The following is a 16,288-nucleotide window of genomic DNA, read 5'->3' as shown; positions in this document are numbered from 1 at the left end:
ACCATGCACGAATTGCCAAAAGAAGTCAGAAATTGGTTTTTCAATTTCTTCTTCGACGGGCACGCTGTCGCTTATCTGAAAATCGACCCTGAGCTTTGCATAGCTGCCAAGGGCGGTAATGTTGAACATTACGGGCTGTCATCACTTCGCATCGGCAAGCCTGTTGCCGAGCAGCTTGAATTCATGGAGGGTTTGCTGCCTTGCCCGGAGCTTCCGTTTCGCATGGACATGGTTGAACTGCCCGGCGGGCGTGTCGCCGACCTCCATTTTTTTGCTGACAATGCGTTCGTGTGGCTGCTTTTTCTGGACGCCACTGCCGAACGAGACAACAGGCAGCGGCTTCAACAGAAGGCCTATGAAATGACGCTCCTGCAAGAGAGGGAGCGTCAACTCAACGAAAAATTGCAATCGACGAACGAGGCACTGAGAAAGAGCCAGGAGGGATTGGCGCGTGAATACCAGCGCGCCGAAACCCTGCTCCTCAACATTCTTCCGGCATCCATCGCGGAGCGGTTGAAAGCGCAAAAGAAAATTGCCGACAACCATGCGGAGGTGAGTGTGCTTTTTGCCGACATCGTCGGCTTTACCGAAAGAGCGCGCAGCGTCGGAGCGGTGACGACGCTCGCTATTTTAAACTACTTCTTCAAGGCGGCGGATCGGCTCTCTGAGCGATACGGCTGCGAAAAAATCAAAACAATTGGCGATTGTGTGATGGTGGTCGCCGGCCTGCCCACGGCGCGATCCGATCATGCAAAGGCCCTCACGCGCTATGCGATTGAGCTGCGCAAAGCGGTCAAGCGGGAACGCTTCGCAGGAGAACCGATAAGGCTGAGAATTGGAATTCACTCAGGACCGATCGTCGCCGGCGTCATAGGCAAGAGGCGGTTCGCCTATGACCTGTGGGGTGAGACCGTTAATCTCGCCTCACGTATTCAAACGTCCGCGGAGCCCGATGAAATCCGTATTTCCGATGCAACTTGCCAACTGCTTGGACCGAAATTTGCTTGCGACCCACTCGAGGAAACGGAATTGCGCGGTGCGGGTCGCGTGCGAATGTGGCGGCTCCCGAGCTGATCCGTCGCCTGCGGTGCGACCGTGGAGCGCCGATAGCGGCGCCCGAAAGCCATTGGCGTGACCTGATCTTGCGATCGCAAAGCACCCTTTGCGCTTGCCCGGAAGGCCTCTATTCTGGAGCACAGTGGCCGCTGGTGGGATAGAATGTCGGTACTGCCTTTTCTGAGAATCTACGCACCGCTAAATGCGGTGCTCGCTGCGCCTGGGCTTCTGGCGGTGGCTGCGCTCACGATGCCGAACATGTCCGGACGAAGCAGACTGGCTCTGGCTGCCGTGCTCGCTGTCATTTGGGCCGCCTATCTTCTGCAGATGGCCGAGACCCTGCTCAAGCGCTGGGCGGGAGACCTCAGGGACAGGACGCCGGCAATCGCGATCGATGTGCTCGCGGTTTTCGTTCCAGTCACCGCATTTCTGCTCGACGGCACGCCCGACCGGAGCCTCTACTGTGCTGTCTGGCTGCTGAAGCCGCTGCGCGACTCGACCTTCTTCCCGCTGCTTGGCAGGGTTCTGGCCAACGAAGCGCGCAACCTGGTCGGCGTCACCACGGTCTTCGGCCTGGTTCTGTTCGGTGTCGCACTCGCGGCCTATGTCATCGAGCGCGACGTCCAACCGGAAAAGTTCGGCAGCATCCCCGAGACAATGTGGTGGGCGGTGGTCACGCTGTCCACTACCGGCTATGGCGACGACATTCCGCAAAGCTTCGCCGGCCGCGTCCTTGCCGGGGCTGTCATGATGTGTGGCATCGGCATCTTCGGGCTCTGGGCCGGCATTCTTGCCTCCGGCTTTTATCAAGAAGTCCGTCGCGAGGATTTCGTCCGCAATTGGCAATTGATTGCCGGCGTTCCGTTGTTTCAGAAGCTTGGCCCGGCCACGCTGGTCGAGATCGTGCGCGCGTTAAGACCCCGCACGGTGCCGGCGGGCGCCGTGATCTGCCGCAGCGGCGAGACCGGCGATCGGATGTTCTTCGTCGTGGAGGGCCGCGTCAGCGTCGCGACGCCGAACCCGGTGGAGCTTGGCCCTGGCGCCTTCTTCGGCGAGATGGCGCTGATCAGCGGCGAACCGCGTATGGCGACCGTCACTGCCGCAACTTCTGTCTCACTCCTGTCGCTGCACGCGGCGGATTTCCAGATGCTGTGCAGCAGCAGCCCGGAAATCGCGGAAATCATCCGCAGGACCGCGCTCGAGCGGCGCGGCGCGGCGCCGGTGGCTTGACCGTACAGCCGATGGTGGCCCGGCTGGAACTGGATGGTACGGCTCTATCGACCACGCGCGAAGCTTCTGGACGGCACGTGGAAGTTCCAGAGGCGTAGCCGGAGACCTAAACGTAGCCGATCCACTCTACCGGCGGCTCGTTGTTTGGCGCTGTGCGTCGACAGTTCCTGCCCCGCGGCCTTTCGGCTTGGGCTAAACTCTAATGCCTTAGAATCTTGCTTAGAAAAGCCCGGCTGCGGTCGGTCTTCGGGTCGGAGAAAAACGCCTCCGGCGTGCCGCTTTCGACGATGGCGCCGGCGTCCATGAACACCACGCGCTGCGCCACCTTGCGAGCAAAGCCCATTTCGTGCGTTACCACCATCATGGTCATGCCTTCCTCGGCCACCGCGACCATGACGTCGAGCACTTCGGAAATCATCTCGGGATCGAGCGCCGAGGTCGGTTCGTCAAACAGCATGATCTTGGGGCGCATGCCGAGGCAGCGCGCGATGGCCACACGCTGCTGCTGGCCGCCGGACAGCTGTGACGGGTAGGCGTTGACCTTGTCGGCGAGGCCGACCTTGGCCAGCAAGTCGCGCCCGGCCTGCTCGGCCTCGGCGCGGGGGATCTTGCGCACATGGATCGGCGCCAGCGTGACGTTTTCCAGCGCCGTCTTGTGCGGGTAGAGGTTGAACGACTGGAAGACGAAGCCGATCTCAGTGCGCAGCTGCGTCATGTTGGTGGCGGGGTCGCCGAGGCGCTGGCCGTCGACGACGAGGTCGCCATCCTTGATCGCTTCCAGGCCGTTGATGCAGCGGATCAGCGTCGACTTGCCCGAACCACTTGGGCCGCAGACGACGACCACTTCGCGCGGCTCGACTCTGAGCGTGATGTCCTTCAGCACATTGAGCGAGCCGAACCATTTGTTGACGCCGCGAAAGTCGATCATGCCCGTTTTGGTCAGGTTTGTCTTGGTCGGGCTTGGATTGGTCATGGCGGTCAGCCCTTTGGGTTCGATGTCACAGCTGCACCTCGCCATGCGCCGCGCCCATGCGGCGCTCCAGCCGGCGGGCGAGCATGATCAGCGGATAGCAGACGACGAAATAGCCGACGCCGACCAGGAAGAAGACCAGCAGGCCGTTGGGCACACGCTGCACCACAAGCCAGCCGACGCGGGTGAGGTCGGTCAGCCCGATCGCCGAGACGACGGAGGAATCCTTGATCAAGAGTACATATTGCCCGACCAGCGGCGGCAGCACGATGCGCATCGCCTGCGGCAGCACCACCTGGCGCATGCGTTGCCAGCGCGACAGGCCAGACGCCAGAGCTGCCTCAACCTGGCCGGTCGGCACCGAGCGGATGCCGGCGGCGACGATCTCGCAGATGAAGCACGCGGCGAGGTTGGTGAGCGCGATGATGCCGGCGGTGAAGGCATCGAGCTCGATGCCGAATTCCGGCAGGATGAAGAAGATCAGAAAGATCTGCACCAGGAACGGCGTGCCGCGGATCAGGTCGACCCAGGCCCCGATCACGCTCGAGATCAGCCGGTTGCCGCCGGTGCGCAATATGCCGAGGCCGAAGCCAAGCAGCGTGCCCAGCACCAGGCTGATCGCCGACAGCATCACGGTCATGCCAAGGCCGCGCAAGGCGAGGGGGTAGCTGCCGGCCAAGCTTTGCAGCTGTTGCCAGATCATGTGCTGCTCCTTGCCGGCTGCAGACCGAGCCACCGACTGGACAGCCCCGCCAGTCCTTTGAGGCAGTAATAGAGCAGCAGATAGAAAGCGGCGATGGTGAGAAAGCCTTCCGCCGGCATGAAGCGGTCGGACGCCAGCAACTGGCCGGCGCGCGTCAGTTCGGAAACCGAGATCAGCGACAAAAGCGCGGAATCCTTGACCAGCACGATCGCCTGGCCGAGCAGCGGCGGGATCGTCACCTTGAAGGCTTGCGGCAGGATGACCAGGCGCATGCGCTGGACATAGGTCATTCCCGAGGCAACCCCGGCCTCGACCTGGCCGCGCGGGATCGACAGGATGCCGGCGCGGATGATTTCCGCGACATAGGCGCCGCTGTTCAGCGACAAAGCGATGATGCCGACGACGAGCTCGGGCAGGACGAAGCCGAGACGCGGCAGGCCGAAATAGAGGAAGTAGAGCTGCGCCAGCAACGGCGTGGCGCGCACGGCATCGATATAGCCCTTGGCCAGCACGCGAAACAGCTGGCCGCGCTGCAGGTTCATGGCGGCGAGCACGATGCCGACGGCCAGCGCGCCCGCAAAGGACAGCGCCGACAGCCATACGGTCGTGATCAGACCCTGCCCGAACAAAGGCAGATATTCGATGATGGTGCGGAAGCTGAAATTTTCGAGCATGGCGGTGAATTGTGAATGGTAATGGGCAGTAGTGAGTGGTGAGTGGTGAGCAGTGAAGGGCGTCCGGAATGGCCATTCACCATTCACCATTCACCATTCACCATTCACTACTTCCTACTCACTACTCCCTGCTTACCTCTGCTTAGTGATCCTTCTTCCAGGCGTCGGAATTGACCCAGTAGTCGAGGTTCTTCTGCAGGCGTCCGTCGATGCTGACCTGGTTGAGGAACAGGTTCATCCAGATCAACAGGTCCGGCTCGTCGTACCGGGTGGCGAAGGCAAGCGGCTCCTTCGACAACAGGTCCGGCATGATGGTGAAGGTGCCGGCGGGATAGGCTGTCGACTGACCCTTGACCGCCGAGACGTCGTTGACGCCGCAATCGGCCTGGCCGTTGTTGACTGCGTCGAGCAGCAGCGGGCCGCCGCCCTTGTAGCTCTTGATGTCGGCATCCGGGAAGGCGTTCTTGGCTTCCTTTTCGCCGGTGGCGCCCAACAGCACGGCGATCTTGGTGCCCTTGGCCTTGCAGTCCTCGGTGGTCTTGAACTTGCTGTCGGCCTTGGTGAAGACTGTGCTGCCCGTATACATGTAGGGCGTGGTGAAGGCGACCTTCATGCCGCGCGCCAGCGTCGGCGTCATGTCGGCGACGAGCAGGTCGGCCTTGCCCGAAAGCAGCGCCGGGATCAGCCCGTCCCAGTCATAGTCGAGGAAGGTGATCTTGACGCCCATTTCCTTGGCCATCAGCTCGGCGAGTTCGACCGAACTGCCGGTGCGCTCGCCGGCCGCGCCGACCAGCGAGAAGGGAGGTCCTTGCGTCTGTACCGCGACGCGCAGTTCGCCGCGCTTGGTGATCTCGTCGAGCGTTCCGGCACTGGCCGCCGTGGCGAGCCCCGCAAGCGCAAGTCCGGCGATAAAAAGTCTGGCAATCTTCATTTTGGCATTCCTCCTGTTATCGTTGTTGTTCCACTTTGTTATTCCACCCTTTTGGGTGTTTTTTGAGCGGCGGCACCGTTTGCCGGCGGCAGCCACCGTTCGAAAATCGTCAGTCCCAGGCCACCGTTTCGGTCACCTTGATGCCACGCCTCGCCAGTTCGTCAAAGAAGGGTTCGTCCGGCACATGCAGCAGCGGGTTGAGCAGGCCAGGTGTGGCGATCTCGCGCCGCGCCAGCATCTGCGCCACGATGCTGGCGGGATAGCCGACGCCGAGGCTCATGCCGAACAGGCCGGATGCCAGGTCGCGTTCGATGATCAGGTCCGATGTCACCGTTTTGGCGCGACCGCCCTCGAGACCGGAAAAGACATTGCGCATCACGCAAAGGTCCTTCTCGTCAGCGCCATACTGCAATTGCGGGCCGAGCAGCCGGCCGAGAAATTCGCGGGGGCTGGCGCCGGTGCCGGGCACCTTGTCTTCGGAGAGGAAGCCGAGTTCCTTCAGCGGCGCCCAGAACGCCGACCATCCCGGCCAGCGCAGTGTATAGCGGCCCGAGCGTTGCAATCCCTTGGCGGCCGCCAGCATCTCGACATAGTGCAGCGCGTCGCCATTGGGGAAAGCTTCCAGCCGGCCGAGGCCCGCGACCTCGATCTCGTGGATGAAGGCATTGTCGTGCTGCCGCCCGGCCGGCACTTCGACGCGCTTGCCATGCTCGATCATCACGCTGTCGCGGTTCTGGCTGACCAGAACCATGTCGAAATTCCAGCTCACCTTGTAGCAGAGCGGCTTCGCCATCGCCTTCGGTTCGGGGATGCCGCCGCAATAGGAATCGATCGAGGAGATCCTAGAGAACTGCTTTGCGGCGCGCGCGTAGAGCACGAGGTCGATGCCGGGATCGAGCCCGCATTCGGTCATGATCGAAACGCCGGCCTGTTCAGCCTCCGCCGCCAGATCGGCAATCGCCTTGCCGTAATTGGTGGTGACCAGCGGCGTGCGCGTTGCGATCGCGGCCTGCACCGCCTCGCGCATCAATGGCTGTGGCAACAGATCGATGGCGGCGTCGACATCCGCCAGCACGGTGGCAAGTGCCGGGCCGATGGGGCCCTCGGGCACGACGAAACGCACGCGGGAAAGGTCGGTCAGCCCGGCAAGCCGGGCAGGGCCGTCGGCCGACGTATCGACGCAGACGACTTCCTCGACGCCGGCGCTGGCGACGAGATCGGCGATGGCCGCCCGTCCCTGCAGGCCGAGGCCGCCGAGAACAGCTATTCTCATGCCGGCTCCTTGCGTGACGGTGTTTCTTCCGACCAGCAGCCTTCGGGAAGGCTGACCCATTTGTTGCATGAAGCCATGACGACGAAGGTTTCGCTGCGCACGACTTCCCCGGGAATGCCGGCGCCCGGAATCAGCTCGCTGGTGATGCGGTAGAGGTCGGCGACATCGCCGGCGACGGTCACGTCGACGATGATGTCGAAGCGCCCGGTAACCACCGAGGCCGAGTTGACGAAAGGCAGTTCGGCAATGCGCTGCGCCAGTTCCCGAGCGCGGCCACGTCCCTGAGCGTTGATGCCGACAATGGCCGAGATCAACTCGGGGCGTTCGGTCAGATTGAGCAGCCCGACGATCTTCAAGAGGTTGCGGTCGAGCAGATTGCGCAACCTTGAGCGCACCGTCGGCACCGAGATCGCCATCGTCTCGGCGAGCCGGTTGATGCCGGGCTGGGCATCCTGCGACAACAGCTTTACCAGCCGTCGATCGGTTTGATCGAGATGCTCACGCAAAAGCAAGCCTTTCATAAAGGAGAAAAATGTGGTGGAATTTCTTCCTGATATGAAAATAGCCTACGAGATATTTATAATAACAGCAAGAGGTGAGTTTGTTGCTACGCTGATCGAATGGACTGGAAGATCGCCACCGCTGCCGCAGTCAGCGCGGCATTGCCGGCCGCAACCGTGCCATCCGGCAGATGCTTCCCATCCTCCAGCCCGACGCGCGTCGACCAGTTGCGATCCGCCGCACGGCGCACGAACGGCCACACCGTCGCGTTCTCGCCATGCAGCAGGATGGCACGGCGAATGCCGGCGCGCTCCAGGACCTGTTCGATGCCGCCGGCGACCGCAAAAGCCTCGTCTAGCGTCTGCTCGGAAATCTCGATCAGGACGCGCAGCACGCGCCCGCCATGGTCGAGGCCGACCAGCCGCTCGGCGTCGGCGACCGACGCCAGACCCGCCTCGATGCCGATGCCGCGCTGGCGCAGGCTCTCCATGACGATCGGAGCCGCCGCCTCGCTGAGATTGACCGAGGCATAGTCCGGCAATTCGCGCCAGCCGGCGATGGCGACCAGCGTGCTTGTATCGTCATTCTCGATCCAGGCGCCGGTGGAGACGCCGATCAGCGTACCGGGGCAGGCACGGCGCAGCGCTGCGATCGTCGGGTCCATCGCTTCCGGCGCAAGGCTCTCGCGGCGGTCCGCGCCGCGGGCATGGACATGCAGCTCAGCTGCGCCCACGGCAATCGAAGCCGCCCCGTCGCGCGCCATGGTGTCGGGGTCGAGCGGCAGGGTGGGGTGAAAATCGGCGGCGCGCGCGCCATTGATGCAGGCCTGGACGATCATGGCTCTCGCGCTCCTGTTGCGGATCGCGCGAGCCTAGCAAAGAGCAGGGTGGAGAGGAAACGGGCGCGGTGAAGACTGCTGACAGGGTGCCGCTTCTGCGGAGCTTGCGGCATCGGCCCAGGACATACCATATAGCGGGACAGGACACGCCACGGGCGATCCTTACCCCTTTGCCGGACTGCCGGCCAGAAGGATTTGCGATGGCTGAGTTGAAGGTCAGAACCCGCGTCACCGGCGCGACGGCGACGCTGCAGCCAGGCGGCTTGCCGGCTGTCACGACGCCGACCGGCGGCGCGGTCGATGTCGTCACCGGCGTGAGCGCGCCGGGCTTCAATCCGCTCGACCTGCTCTACGCCTCGCTCGCCTCCTGCATGGTGCTGAGCGCGCGCATCGCCGCCTCACGCCTCGGCGTCGCCGCCGAGCTTGGCGAAGTACGCGCCGAGGTCAGCGGCGAGAAGGCGAAGGACGAACCGTCGCGCGTCGAAAGGCTCAACATCAGGCTCGACATCTCAGGCGATCTCGACGCTGCGACCAAGCAGCGGATCGTCGAGGACGCCGAAGCGATCTGCACGGTGTCCAACACGCTGCGCGCCGCGCCGCAATTGCATACGACGCTTGGGTGAGGGTGTCGCAGAATGCCTCGCTACCACCAACCAAGGACCGTCCCATGGCCATGATCCCGCCGATCGACTACGCCTCGGCATCGCAAGACATCCGCGCCGAGCACGACAGGGAACTTGGCCTGCGCGGGCGCATGACCAACATGAAGCGCATCCTGCTGCATTCACCGGCAGCCCACCGCATCTATGCCGAATGGTTCACCCTGCGCGATCTCTTGAAGCCCACGCTCGACGACCGCGCCATCTGGCTGTTGTCGCTGGCGGTCTCCGAGAGATGCCGCGCCGAGATTCCGCTCACCTTCTTCCGCCGCGCGCTGATCGACAGCGGTCTTGATCCCGAGGCGATCGAGCCCAGCGCTGAAGAAGCTTTGCTGATCGAATTCGGCAAGGCAGTCGCTGCCGATACCAACGCCGTTCCCGACGATGTCTGGGCGGCACTCAAGGCTCGTTACGACGACACACTGCTGGTCAACCTCGTCGCCTTCGCCGGCATCATGGTGGCGACCTGCTTGTTCACGAATGCGGTGCGCGTTGATCTCGACCCGGAGCTGGAGGTGTATCGCAAGCGGTGAAGCGCGTTTTCCCTTCTCCCACAGGGGGCAAAGGGGAAGATCGCGCTTCACCTCCGCAGGAATCGGGTGGTTCACGCCCGCCGTTCGCCCCACTTTGATCATATCAAAGGAGGCATCGATGACCATCCACTCGATAAGCACCAAACGCGCAGCCCATTCGGCCGAAGCGCGCGTCGCAGCGCAGGACTGGAGTGCTCTGATCGGCGAACTGAACAGCCACGGCAGCACCGTCATGCCGGCGCTGCTTTCACCCGAGGAGTGCACCGAGATCGCCGGTCTCTATCCGCATGAGGACCATTTCCGCAGCCATGTGGTGATGGCCCGCCATGGCTTCGGCAAGGGCGAGTACCGCTATTTCCGCTATCCGCTGCCGGATCTGGTCGGTGGCCTGCGCACCGCGCTCTATCCCAGGCTCGCCGGCGTCGCCAACGACTGGAACGAACGCATGGGCGTTGCACGGCGCTATCCCGATGACCACGCCGCCTTCCTCCAGCTTTGCCACGAAAGCGGCCAAACGCGGCCGACGCCGCTTCTCCTGCAATATGGCCCCGGCGACTTCAACTGCCTCCATCAGGACCTCTATGGCGATCTCGCTTTTCCCCTGCAGGTGGCGATCCTGTTGTCGCAGCCCGGCGAGGATTTCACCGGCGGCGAATTCGTCCTGACCGAACAGCGCCCGCGCATGCAAAGCCGTGCCGAAGTGGTGCCGCTGACCCGGGGCGATGCGGTGATCTTTGCTGTCCACAACCGCCCGGTGCAAGGCACGAAAGGCCATTACCGCGTCAACCTCAGGCACGGCGTCAGCCGCCTGCGCTCCGGCAGGCGGCATACAGTGGGGATCATTTTCCACGACGCGAAGTGACAATTCGTCGGACACAGCCAAAGCACCTCACTACCGCTGCTTATTGACATGGCGAGTTCGGCGGAACAGTCTCCGCTTGTGTAAGAGAGGGGCATTTATGAAACGATCCTATGAGAAGCCGACACTCGTCAGACGGGGCAAGCTCGCCTCGCTCGCCGCCCAGCAGGTGCCGTCAATAGAAGCGGAAGTGCCCGCACCGAACTGAGTACAGAAGCTGGTTCAAAAACAGCCCGTTGCGCAAAATCGCGCGGCGGGCTGTTTTGCATTCTGGAGGTGCGGACCGCAGCGGCTTTTGCGCGCGGCGTCAAATGGGCGCTTCCTCTGGCGCGGCCGATCGCGTAAGGGCCGGGGAAAATCCTCCAAGGTTCTTCCAGTCGCATGATCCGTCTTGAAAGCATCAGCAAGCAGAACGGCCGCCAGCTTGTCTTCATCGAGGCCTCGGCCTCGCTACAGAAGGGCGAGAAGGTCGGCCTTGTCGGGCCGAACGGCGCCGGCAAGACGACGCTGTTTCGCATGATCACCGGCCAGGAACAGCCCGACGAAGGCCAGGTGCAGGTCGATCGCGGCGTCACCATCGGCTATTTCAGCCAGGATGTCGGCGACATGGCCGGCCGCAGTGCTGTGGCCGAGGTGATGAACGGCGCCGGGCCGGTCAGCGACGTGGCGGCCGAAATGGCCGAACTCGAGGCGGCCATGGCCGACCCCGAACAGGCCGACCGGATGGAGGAGATCATCGAGAAGTACGGCGAGGCGCAGCATCGTTTCGAGGAGCTCGACGGCTATGCGCTCGATGGCCGCGCCCGCGAAGTGCTCGACGGCCTCGGCTTTTCCCAGGAAATGGTGGACGGCGATGTCGCCAAACTGTCCGGCGGCTGGAAGATGCGCGTGGCGCTGGCCCGCATCCTGTTGATGCGGCCCGACGTCATGCTGCTCGACGAGCCGTCCAACCATCTCGATCTCGAAAGCCTGATCTGGCTGGAGCAGTTCCTGAAGGGTTATGAGGGCGCGCTGCTGATGACCTCGCACGACCGCGAGTTCATGAACCGCATCGTCAACAAGGTGGTCGAGATCGACGCCGGTTCGCTCACCGCCTATTCCGGCAATTACGAATTCTACCAGCAGCAGCGGGCGATCGCCGACAAGCAGCAGCAGGCGCAGTTCGAGCGCCAGCAGGCCATGCTGGCCAAGGAGATCGCTTTCATCGAGCGCTTCAAGGCGCGGGCGTCACACGCCGCCCAGGTGCAGAGCCGGGTGAAGAAGCTCGACAAGATCGATCGTGTCGAGCCGCCCAAGCGCCGTCAGATCGTGAATTTCGATTTTCAGCCGGCGCCGCGCTGCGGCGAGGATGTCGTGACGCTGAAGAACGTCCACAAGGGCTATGGCAGCCGCTCGATCTATGAGGGGCTGGACTTCCAGGTCCGCCGCCGCGAGCGCTGGTGCATCATGGGCGTCAACGGCGCCGGCAAGTCGACACTGCTGAAGCTGGTGGCCGGCGCGTCTGACCCGGATGCCGGCACAGTTGCTCGGGGGCCGAGTGTGAAAATGGGCTATTTCGCCCAGCACGCCATGGAGGTGTTGGAGGGCGAACGCACCGTGTTCCAGACGCTGGAGGACGCGTTTCCGCAAGCCGGCCAGGCGCCGCTCAGGGCACTCGCCGGCTGCTTCGGCTTTTCCGGCGACGAGATCGAGAAGAAATGCCGGGTGCTGTCGGGCGGCGAAAAGGCGCGCCTGGTAATGGCGCTGATGCTGTTCGACCCGCCCAACCTGCTGGTGCTGGACGAGCCGACCAACCATTTGGACATCGCCACAAAGGAGATGCTGATCACGGCGCTGTCGCAATACGAAGGCACCATGCTGTTCGTCTCGCACGACCGCCATTTCCTGGCCGCACTCTCCAACCGCGTGCTGGAACTGACGCCAGAAGGCATCCACACCTATGGCGGCGGCTATACCGAATATGTGGAGAGGACCGGGCACGAGGCGCCGGGGCTGCGGACCTGACGCAGGTCCTGCGTCCGCATTTGCGTCGAGCAAAGCCAGGATTTGTCAGCTCGCCGCCAGCCATTTGCGCGACTGCGCGAAGGCCTTGAAGGCTTTGGCATCCATCGGGTAGCCGAACAGGAAGCCTTGCAGGATGTCGCAGCCAAGCTCTTTCAGGATGCGCGCGTGCTCCATCGTCTCGACGCCCTCGGCGATCACTTCGATCCCGAGCGACTTGCCGATGTCGATGATGGACGACACAAGCTGCCGCTGTGCGGTTGAGCTGGTGATGGGGGTGACCAGCTGGCGGTCGATCTTGAGGCGACGGGGCCGCAACTTCAACAGCGAGACGATCGAGGCATGCCCGGTGCCGAAATCGTCGATCTCGACGTCGATGCCGAGCCCCTTGATGTGTTCGATGTTCCAGCTGACCAGCTCGTCGTTTTCGTCGAGGAAAATCGACTCCACCAGTTCGAACGACACGGTCCCTTCCTTGATCGGAAGCTTGCGCAAACCCTTGATCAGGTCCCTGTCTTCCAGGCGCCGTGCGGAAACGTTGACCGAGACGCGCGGGATGTTGAGGTGGCTGCGCGACCAACGCTCAAAATTATCGAGCGCCTGCTCCAGGACGGTGCGGTCGATAAGCGCCACGACATTAAGTTCTTCAGCCACCTTGATGTAGGCGTCGGGGGTCAGCATGCCGCGTTGCGGATGATCCCAACGCGACAGCGCCTCGACGCCGACGATCTCCAGCGTCTTGGCGTCGAACTGCGGCTGATAGTAGACGATGAATTCGTTCCGCTCGAGCCCGCCCAGAATCTCGTCGGCGGTCTGCTTGGTCCGCACGATCTCGCTCTGCAGCTCTTCGTTGAAAAACTCGTAGCGGTTGCGGCCGCGGCCTTTCGCCCGGTACAGCGCCAGATCGGCATTGACAAGCAACTGCCTTGCATCGACGCCGCTATTGGCCGCAATGCCGATGCTGACGCCGAACCGGCACTGGTGACCCAGATAGTCGACCGGCTGGCGCATCGCATCGATAATGTGGTCGGCCAGCGCGGCGAGTTCCTTGTCGTCGCGTCCATGGCTCAGCACGACAAACTCGTCGCCGCCGATGCGCGCAACGAAATCGGCACTGCCGACGCTGGCCTTGATGACTTTCGAAGCATGCACCAGCAATGCATCGCCCGCTGCATGGCCGAGCGTGTCGTTGATCTGCTTGAACCGGTCAAGGTCGAGATGCAGCAACGCCGCACGGCCGTCGGCTTCGCGGTTTTCGGCAAGCATCTCGTCCAGATACCGACGGTTGGGCAGACCGGTCAGCGAATCATGCATCGCGACATGCTCGATGCGGGCTTTGGCCAGGTTCAGTTCGGCATTTTTCGATTCTGAAAGGCGACGTTCACGCACGAGATTCTCGTTGAGCAGCACGTCGCCTGTCACATCCCATTCGGCGCCGATCATTTTTGGCGTGCCGTCGATGTCCCGGAAGAAACTGGCGCGGGTGCGCACATGGCGAATGGTGCCGTCCGGCCGCAGGAGCCGATACTGCGAAGAGTAGGGGCCTTGTGTTGCAACAGCCGAATCGAAATCTGCTTTAGCCCGTTCGAAGTCTTGGGGATGGATCGCCAGCGCCCAGTCGTCATAGCTACGGGTCTTGCCGCCGCCGGGTTTGCCATAGATTTCGTTGATGCGGTCGTCCCATACGAGTTCGTTGCTGACGGTATCGTGCTCCCACACGCCTATAGCAGAGGCTTCCAACGCCAGCTCCAGCCGCCGGGACAGGCGCCTCAACTCGGCGTCACTTTTCTGCCGCTCACCGAAAAGACGTCCTGCCACGAGGATCGGCAGCACTACCAGCGCGCCGGCAAGCGCCATGAGCAGACGCAACAGCCACTCATTTTTCGGAGCGGTCGGCCAGCCGCCCTTCGGTATGGCTGAAATTTGCCAGGAGCCTGAAGGCAATTGCACCTCTGCCATCACCGGATTGCCGGACACGACATTATCGCCGCCGAAGAACAGTTCCCCGCCGCCGCCGAGCGCATCCTTGCCGATAAGCGCCACATCGATATCCAGATCAGGGTCGGTCAGTCCGCTGGCAGCGTAGAGCCGATCGACATCGATCACGGCCGAGACGATACCCCAGAAACGGTCGCCGCCACCCGCCGTCGGCACGAAGACCGGGATACGGCCGATGAAGCCACGTCCGCCTTGCGCCAGTTTGACCGGCCCGGCGAGCACCAGCGCGCGCTGGTCACGGGCGCGAAGCGCGGCCATGCGTTGCGTATCGCTCTTGCGGTAGTCCAGCCCGATGGCTTTTTCATTGCCTTCCAGCGGATACATCAGCGCGATGACGAGGTCGGGGGCGCCGGCAATATCGCGCAACTGCGATTTTTGCTCGAACAGATTACGGGCGAGTGCCGCAAATCTTTGCTGGCCCATATAAGGCTCGGTAACGATTGTCGAAACGAGACCCTGAACCAGCTGGAGATTGCCGCCTATGTTGCCTTCGAGCTTGGCGCGTATGATGTTGACCTTGGCCAGGACGTCGGCGCGCGCCAGCTGATCGGAGACCTCTCTGTTCCTCTGGTCGGCAACCAGGGCGCAGACGAGAAGCACGACAAAGGCAATCGCCGCCGGCAAGTTGGCGGAAGAAAAAACGGCCCGTTTCAACCGGCCGGAATTGAGCATTGCACCTGCCAACTCGATCCGAAGACCTTTCCAGGACAGTAGTCCTTCGGTCGACCATAGTAGCTAAAGCTTAAGTTTGAGCTTCGAGACGAATCCGAGAACAAACGGTAAGCTTTTGGCTGCCAGGGTCCAGCCGAAATCTGAATGAGTGTCCGAAAGTAGGACGCCAGGTTGCAGCGTTCTGCAACCCAGCGGCGAAGTCATATTCGCCTCAGATTGCAACAAGCCGCCTGATCTTGCCGCGCGGGCCCTTGCGGGAGGCTTACTTCCCAGCCATTTGATCGGCCAGCGCCTGCGCCTGGGCGAGCAGCGCCGGGAAAGCCGGGTCAGCCGGCAGGCGCTGCGCCATGCAGGCCCGGTAGTCGCTGTCGCCCTTGTCCCAGGCGGCGTTGGAGGACTCGAACGCTTTTTCGTCCTTCAGGTCCGATGCCTGGTAGGCCTCCTGGAATTTCTGCGCGGCGGCGTCCGCAGCAGCCCACACGGCGTCGCAGGCGGCGATCTTCGGAACGGCAGGGGCTGCCGGCGCTGCGATAATTCTCACGCTGTTGCCTTTGACGAGCGTAACGATGACTTCCTGCTCATAGATCGGCCCGACGTCCTGCGTCCAGCCGCCGAGCCGTGCGAAGGCGATGTCGGCGCCTTCGGGTTTCTTCAATGGAAAGTCGAGCGTTCCCTCGAAGGCGGCGTCGCTGTTGATTGCCTGGGTATAGAAGGCATCCAGCTTAAGCGCCTCATCGATGCCGGCGGGCAGTTTGAAACTTTCGTCGGTCTCGGCGGTTCTGGACTGGAGCCAGCGCTCCAGCAGCCCTCGCGTCGTTGCCACTAGGCTGGGGCCGTCGTCGCCCTTGGTGTATCGCAGCCCATCGAGCATGCCATAGCCGATATCGGAGTCGCTGAGGCTTTCGATATTGATTGTGCCGGTTGGCGGAAAGTCCTTGACCGCCAGCGGCCCGATAATGCCGGCAAGACGCTGCTGGAGGTCGGCCAGCGCCTTCTCGTTCTCAGCGTCGATGTTCTCGATTGCCGCGTTCGCACTGTTCAGCGCTGCGATATCAGCAATCGCCTTGTCACGCGCGGCCACATAGTCGTCCTCCGGCGAGGCCGCGAAAGCCACGCTGCTCACCAGTGCAAACAGAAACGTCCAGACCCACCGCATGATATAAACCCTGCTCTACGTTCGATTCCAAGGATACATGACAACATTGGGCTGAAAAAAGACGCCGTTGGAGCTGCAGATCTCCCCACATGAGGGGGAGATGGCCGGCAGGCCAGGGGGGGTCGCCGCGCTTGAAGCGCTGACTCTTTTTGCAGCGCGAGACGACGTTAGCGCTTCACGCGAAACGCCCCCCTCTGGCGCCTTCGGCTAAATCTCCCCCTCGAGGGGGGAGAT

At 62.6% G+C, this 16,288-nt stretch carries 15 protein-coding genes; 6 read left to right on the top strand and 9 right to left on the bottom strand.

Annotated elements, in window-relative coordinates; all coding sequences use genetic code 11:
- Nucleotides 1–3: 3 nt before the first annotated feature.
- Nucleotides 4–1,074: an adenylate/guanylate cyclase domain-containing protein gene (locus NKI31_RS22920; RefSeq protein WP_352652599.1), complete on the top strand. Its 1,071-nt coding sequence runs from the start codon at nt 4–6 to the stop codon at nt 1,072–1,074.
- 144 nt (nt 1,075–1,218) lie between these two features.
- A complete protein-coding gene (locus NKI31_RS22915; RefSeq protein WP_352652597.1) occupies nt 1,219–2,286 on the top strand; it encodes a cyclic nucleotide-gated potassium channel in 1,068 nt (355 codons plus the stop codon).
- Nucleotides 2,287–2,485: 199 nt separating this feature from the next.
- Here the strand turns inward: NKI31_RS22915 and NKI31_RS22910 are convergent, their stop codons facing one another.
- From NKI31_RS22910 to NKI31_RS22880, 7 genes are all read right to left on the bottom strand, one after another.
- Nucleotides 2,486–3,214 (bottom strand): amino acid ABC transporter ATP-binding protein, encoded by a 729-nt coding sequence (locus NKI31_RS22910; RefSeq protein ID WP_352652659.1) that lies wholly within the window; start codon nt 3,212–3,214, stop codon nt 2,486–2,488.
- Nucleotides 3,215–3,284: 70 nt separating this feature from the next.
- On the bottom strand, nt 3,285–3,959 hold the full coding sequence (locus NKI31_RS22905) for an amino acid ABC transporter permease (RefSeq protein WP_023684787.1): 675 nt from the start codon (nt 3,957–3,959) through the stop codon (nt 3,285–3,287).
- Nucleotides 3,956–4,633 (bottom strand): amino acid ABC transporter permease, encoded by a 678-nt coding sequence (locus tag NKI31_RS22900; protein WP_352538126.1) that lies wholly within the window; start codon nt 4,631–4,633, stop codon nt 3,956–3,958. The genes NKI31_RS22905 and NKI31_RS22900 overlap by 4 nt, the downstream gene beginning before the upstream one ends.
- Nucleotides 4,634–4,775: 142 nt before the next feature.
- The gene (locus tag NKI31_RS22895) at nt 4,776–5,564 is read right to left on the bottom strand and encodes an ABC transporter substrate-binding protein (protein ID WP_023670322.1); all 789 of its coding nucleotides are present in this window, start codon (nt 5,562–5,564) and stop codon (nt 4,776–4,778) included.
- Nucleotides 5,565–5,673: 109 nt separating this feature from the next.
- Complete coding sequence (locus NKI31_RS22890; protein WP_352543827.1) at nt 5,674–6,837, bottom strand: saccharopine dehydrogenase family protein; 1,164 nt, start codon at nt 6,835–6,837, stop codon at nt 5,674–5,676.
- Entirely contained in the window at nt 6,834–7,343 is a 510-nt protein-coding gene (locus NKI31_RS22885) for an Lrp/AsnC family transcriptional regulator (protein WP_023670324.1), read from the bottom strand. The genes NKI31_RS22890 and NKI31_RS22885 overlap by 4 nt, the downstream gene beginning before the upstream one ends.
- Nucleotides 7,344–7,444: 101 nt before the next feature.
- Nucleotides 7,445–8,176: a 3-keto-5-aminohexanoate cleavage protein gene (locus NKI31_RS22880; protein ID WP_352652596.1), complete on the bottom strand. Its 732-nt coding sequence runs from the start codon at nt 8,174–8,176 to the stop codon at nt 7,445–7,447.
- A gap of 200 nt (nt 8,177–8,376) precedes the next feature.
- Between NKI31_RS22880 and NKI31_RS22875 the strand changes: the two genes are divergently transcribed.
- The 4 genes from NKI31_RS22875 to NKI31_RS22860 all read left to right on the top strand — a co-directional run bounded on the left by NKI31_RS22875 (nt 8,377) and on the right by NKI31_RS22860 (nt 12,231).
- Nucleotides 8,377–8,799: an OsmC family protein gene (locus NKI31_RS22875; protein ID WP_352459594.1), complete on the top strand. Its 423-nt coding sequence runs from the start codon at nt 8,377–8,379 to the stop codon at nt 8,797–8,799.
- 44 nt (nt 8,800–8,843) lie between these two features.
- Nucleotides 8,844–9,368, top strand: coding sequence for a carboxymuconolactone decarboxylase family protein (locus NKI31_RS22870; RefSeq protein ID WP_352538129.1), 525 nt, complete (start codon nt 8,844–8,846; stop codon nt 9,366–9,368).
- A gap of 118 nt (nt 9,369–9,486) precedes the next feature.
- Nucleotides 9,487–10,230 (top strand): 2OG-Fe(II) oxygenase, encoded by a 744-nt coding sequence (locus NKI31_RS22865; protein ID WP_352652595.1) that lies wholly within the window; start codon nt 9,487–9,489, stop codon nt 10,228–10,230.
- Between the two features lie 378 nt (nt 10,231–10,608).
- A complete protein-coding gene (locus NKI31_RS22860; protein WP_352652594.1) occupies nt 10,609–12,231 on the top strand; it encodes an ABC-F family ATP-binding cassette domain-containing protein in 1,623 nt (540 codons plus the stop codon).
- Between the two features lie 45 nt (nt 12,232–12,276).
- Here the strand turns inward: NKI31_RS22860 and NKI31_RS22855 are convergent, their stop codons facing one another.
- On the bottom strand, nt 12,277–14,898 hold the full coding sequence (locus tag NKI31_RS22855; protein ID WP_023827696.1) for a bifunctional diguanylate cyclase/phosphodiesterase: 2,622 nt from the start codon (nt 14,896–14,898) through the stop codon (nt 12,277–12,279).
- Between the two features lie 262 nt (nt 14,899–15,160).
- Nucleotides 15,161–16,054 (bottom strand): hypothetical protein, encoded by an 894-nt coding sequence (locus NKI31_RS22850; protein WP_352652593.1) that lies wholly within the window; start codon nt 16,052–16,054, stop codon nt 15,161–15,163.
- Between the last annotated feature and the right edge of the window lie 234 nt (nt 16,055–16,288).

It is taken from the genome of Mesorhizobium sp. M0659 (assembly GCF_040320605.1).
In the GTDB taxonomy this organism is placed as follows: domain Bacteria; phylum Pseudomonadota; class Alphaproteobacteria; order Rhizobiales; family Rhizobiaceae; genus Mesorhizobium.
The sequence above is the reverse complement of the archived record's forward strand: the minus strand, read 5'-3'. Positions and strand labels throughout refer to the sequence as shown.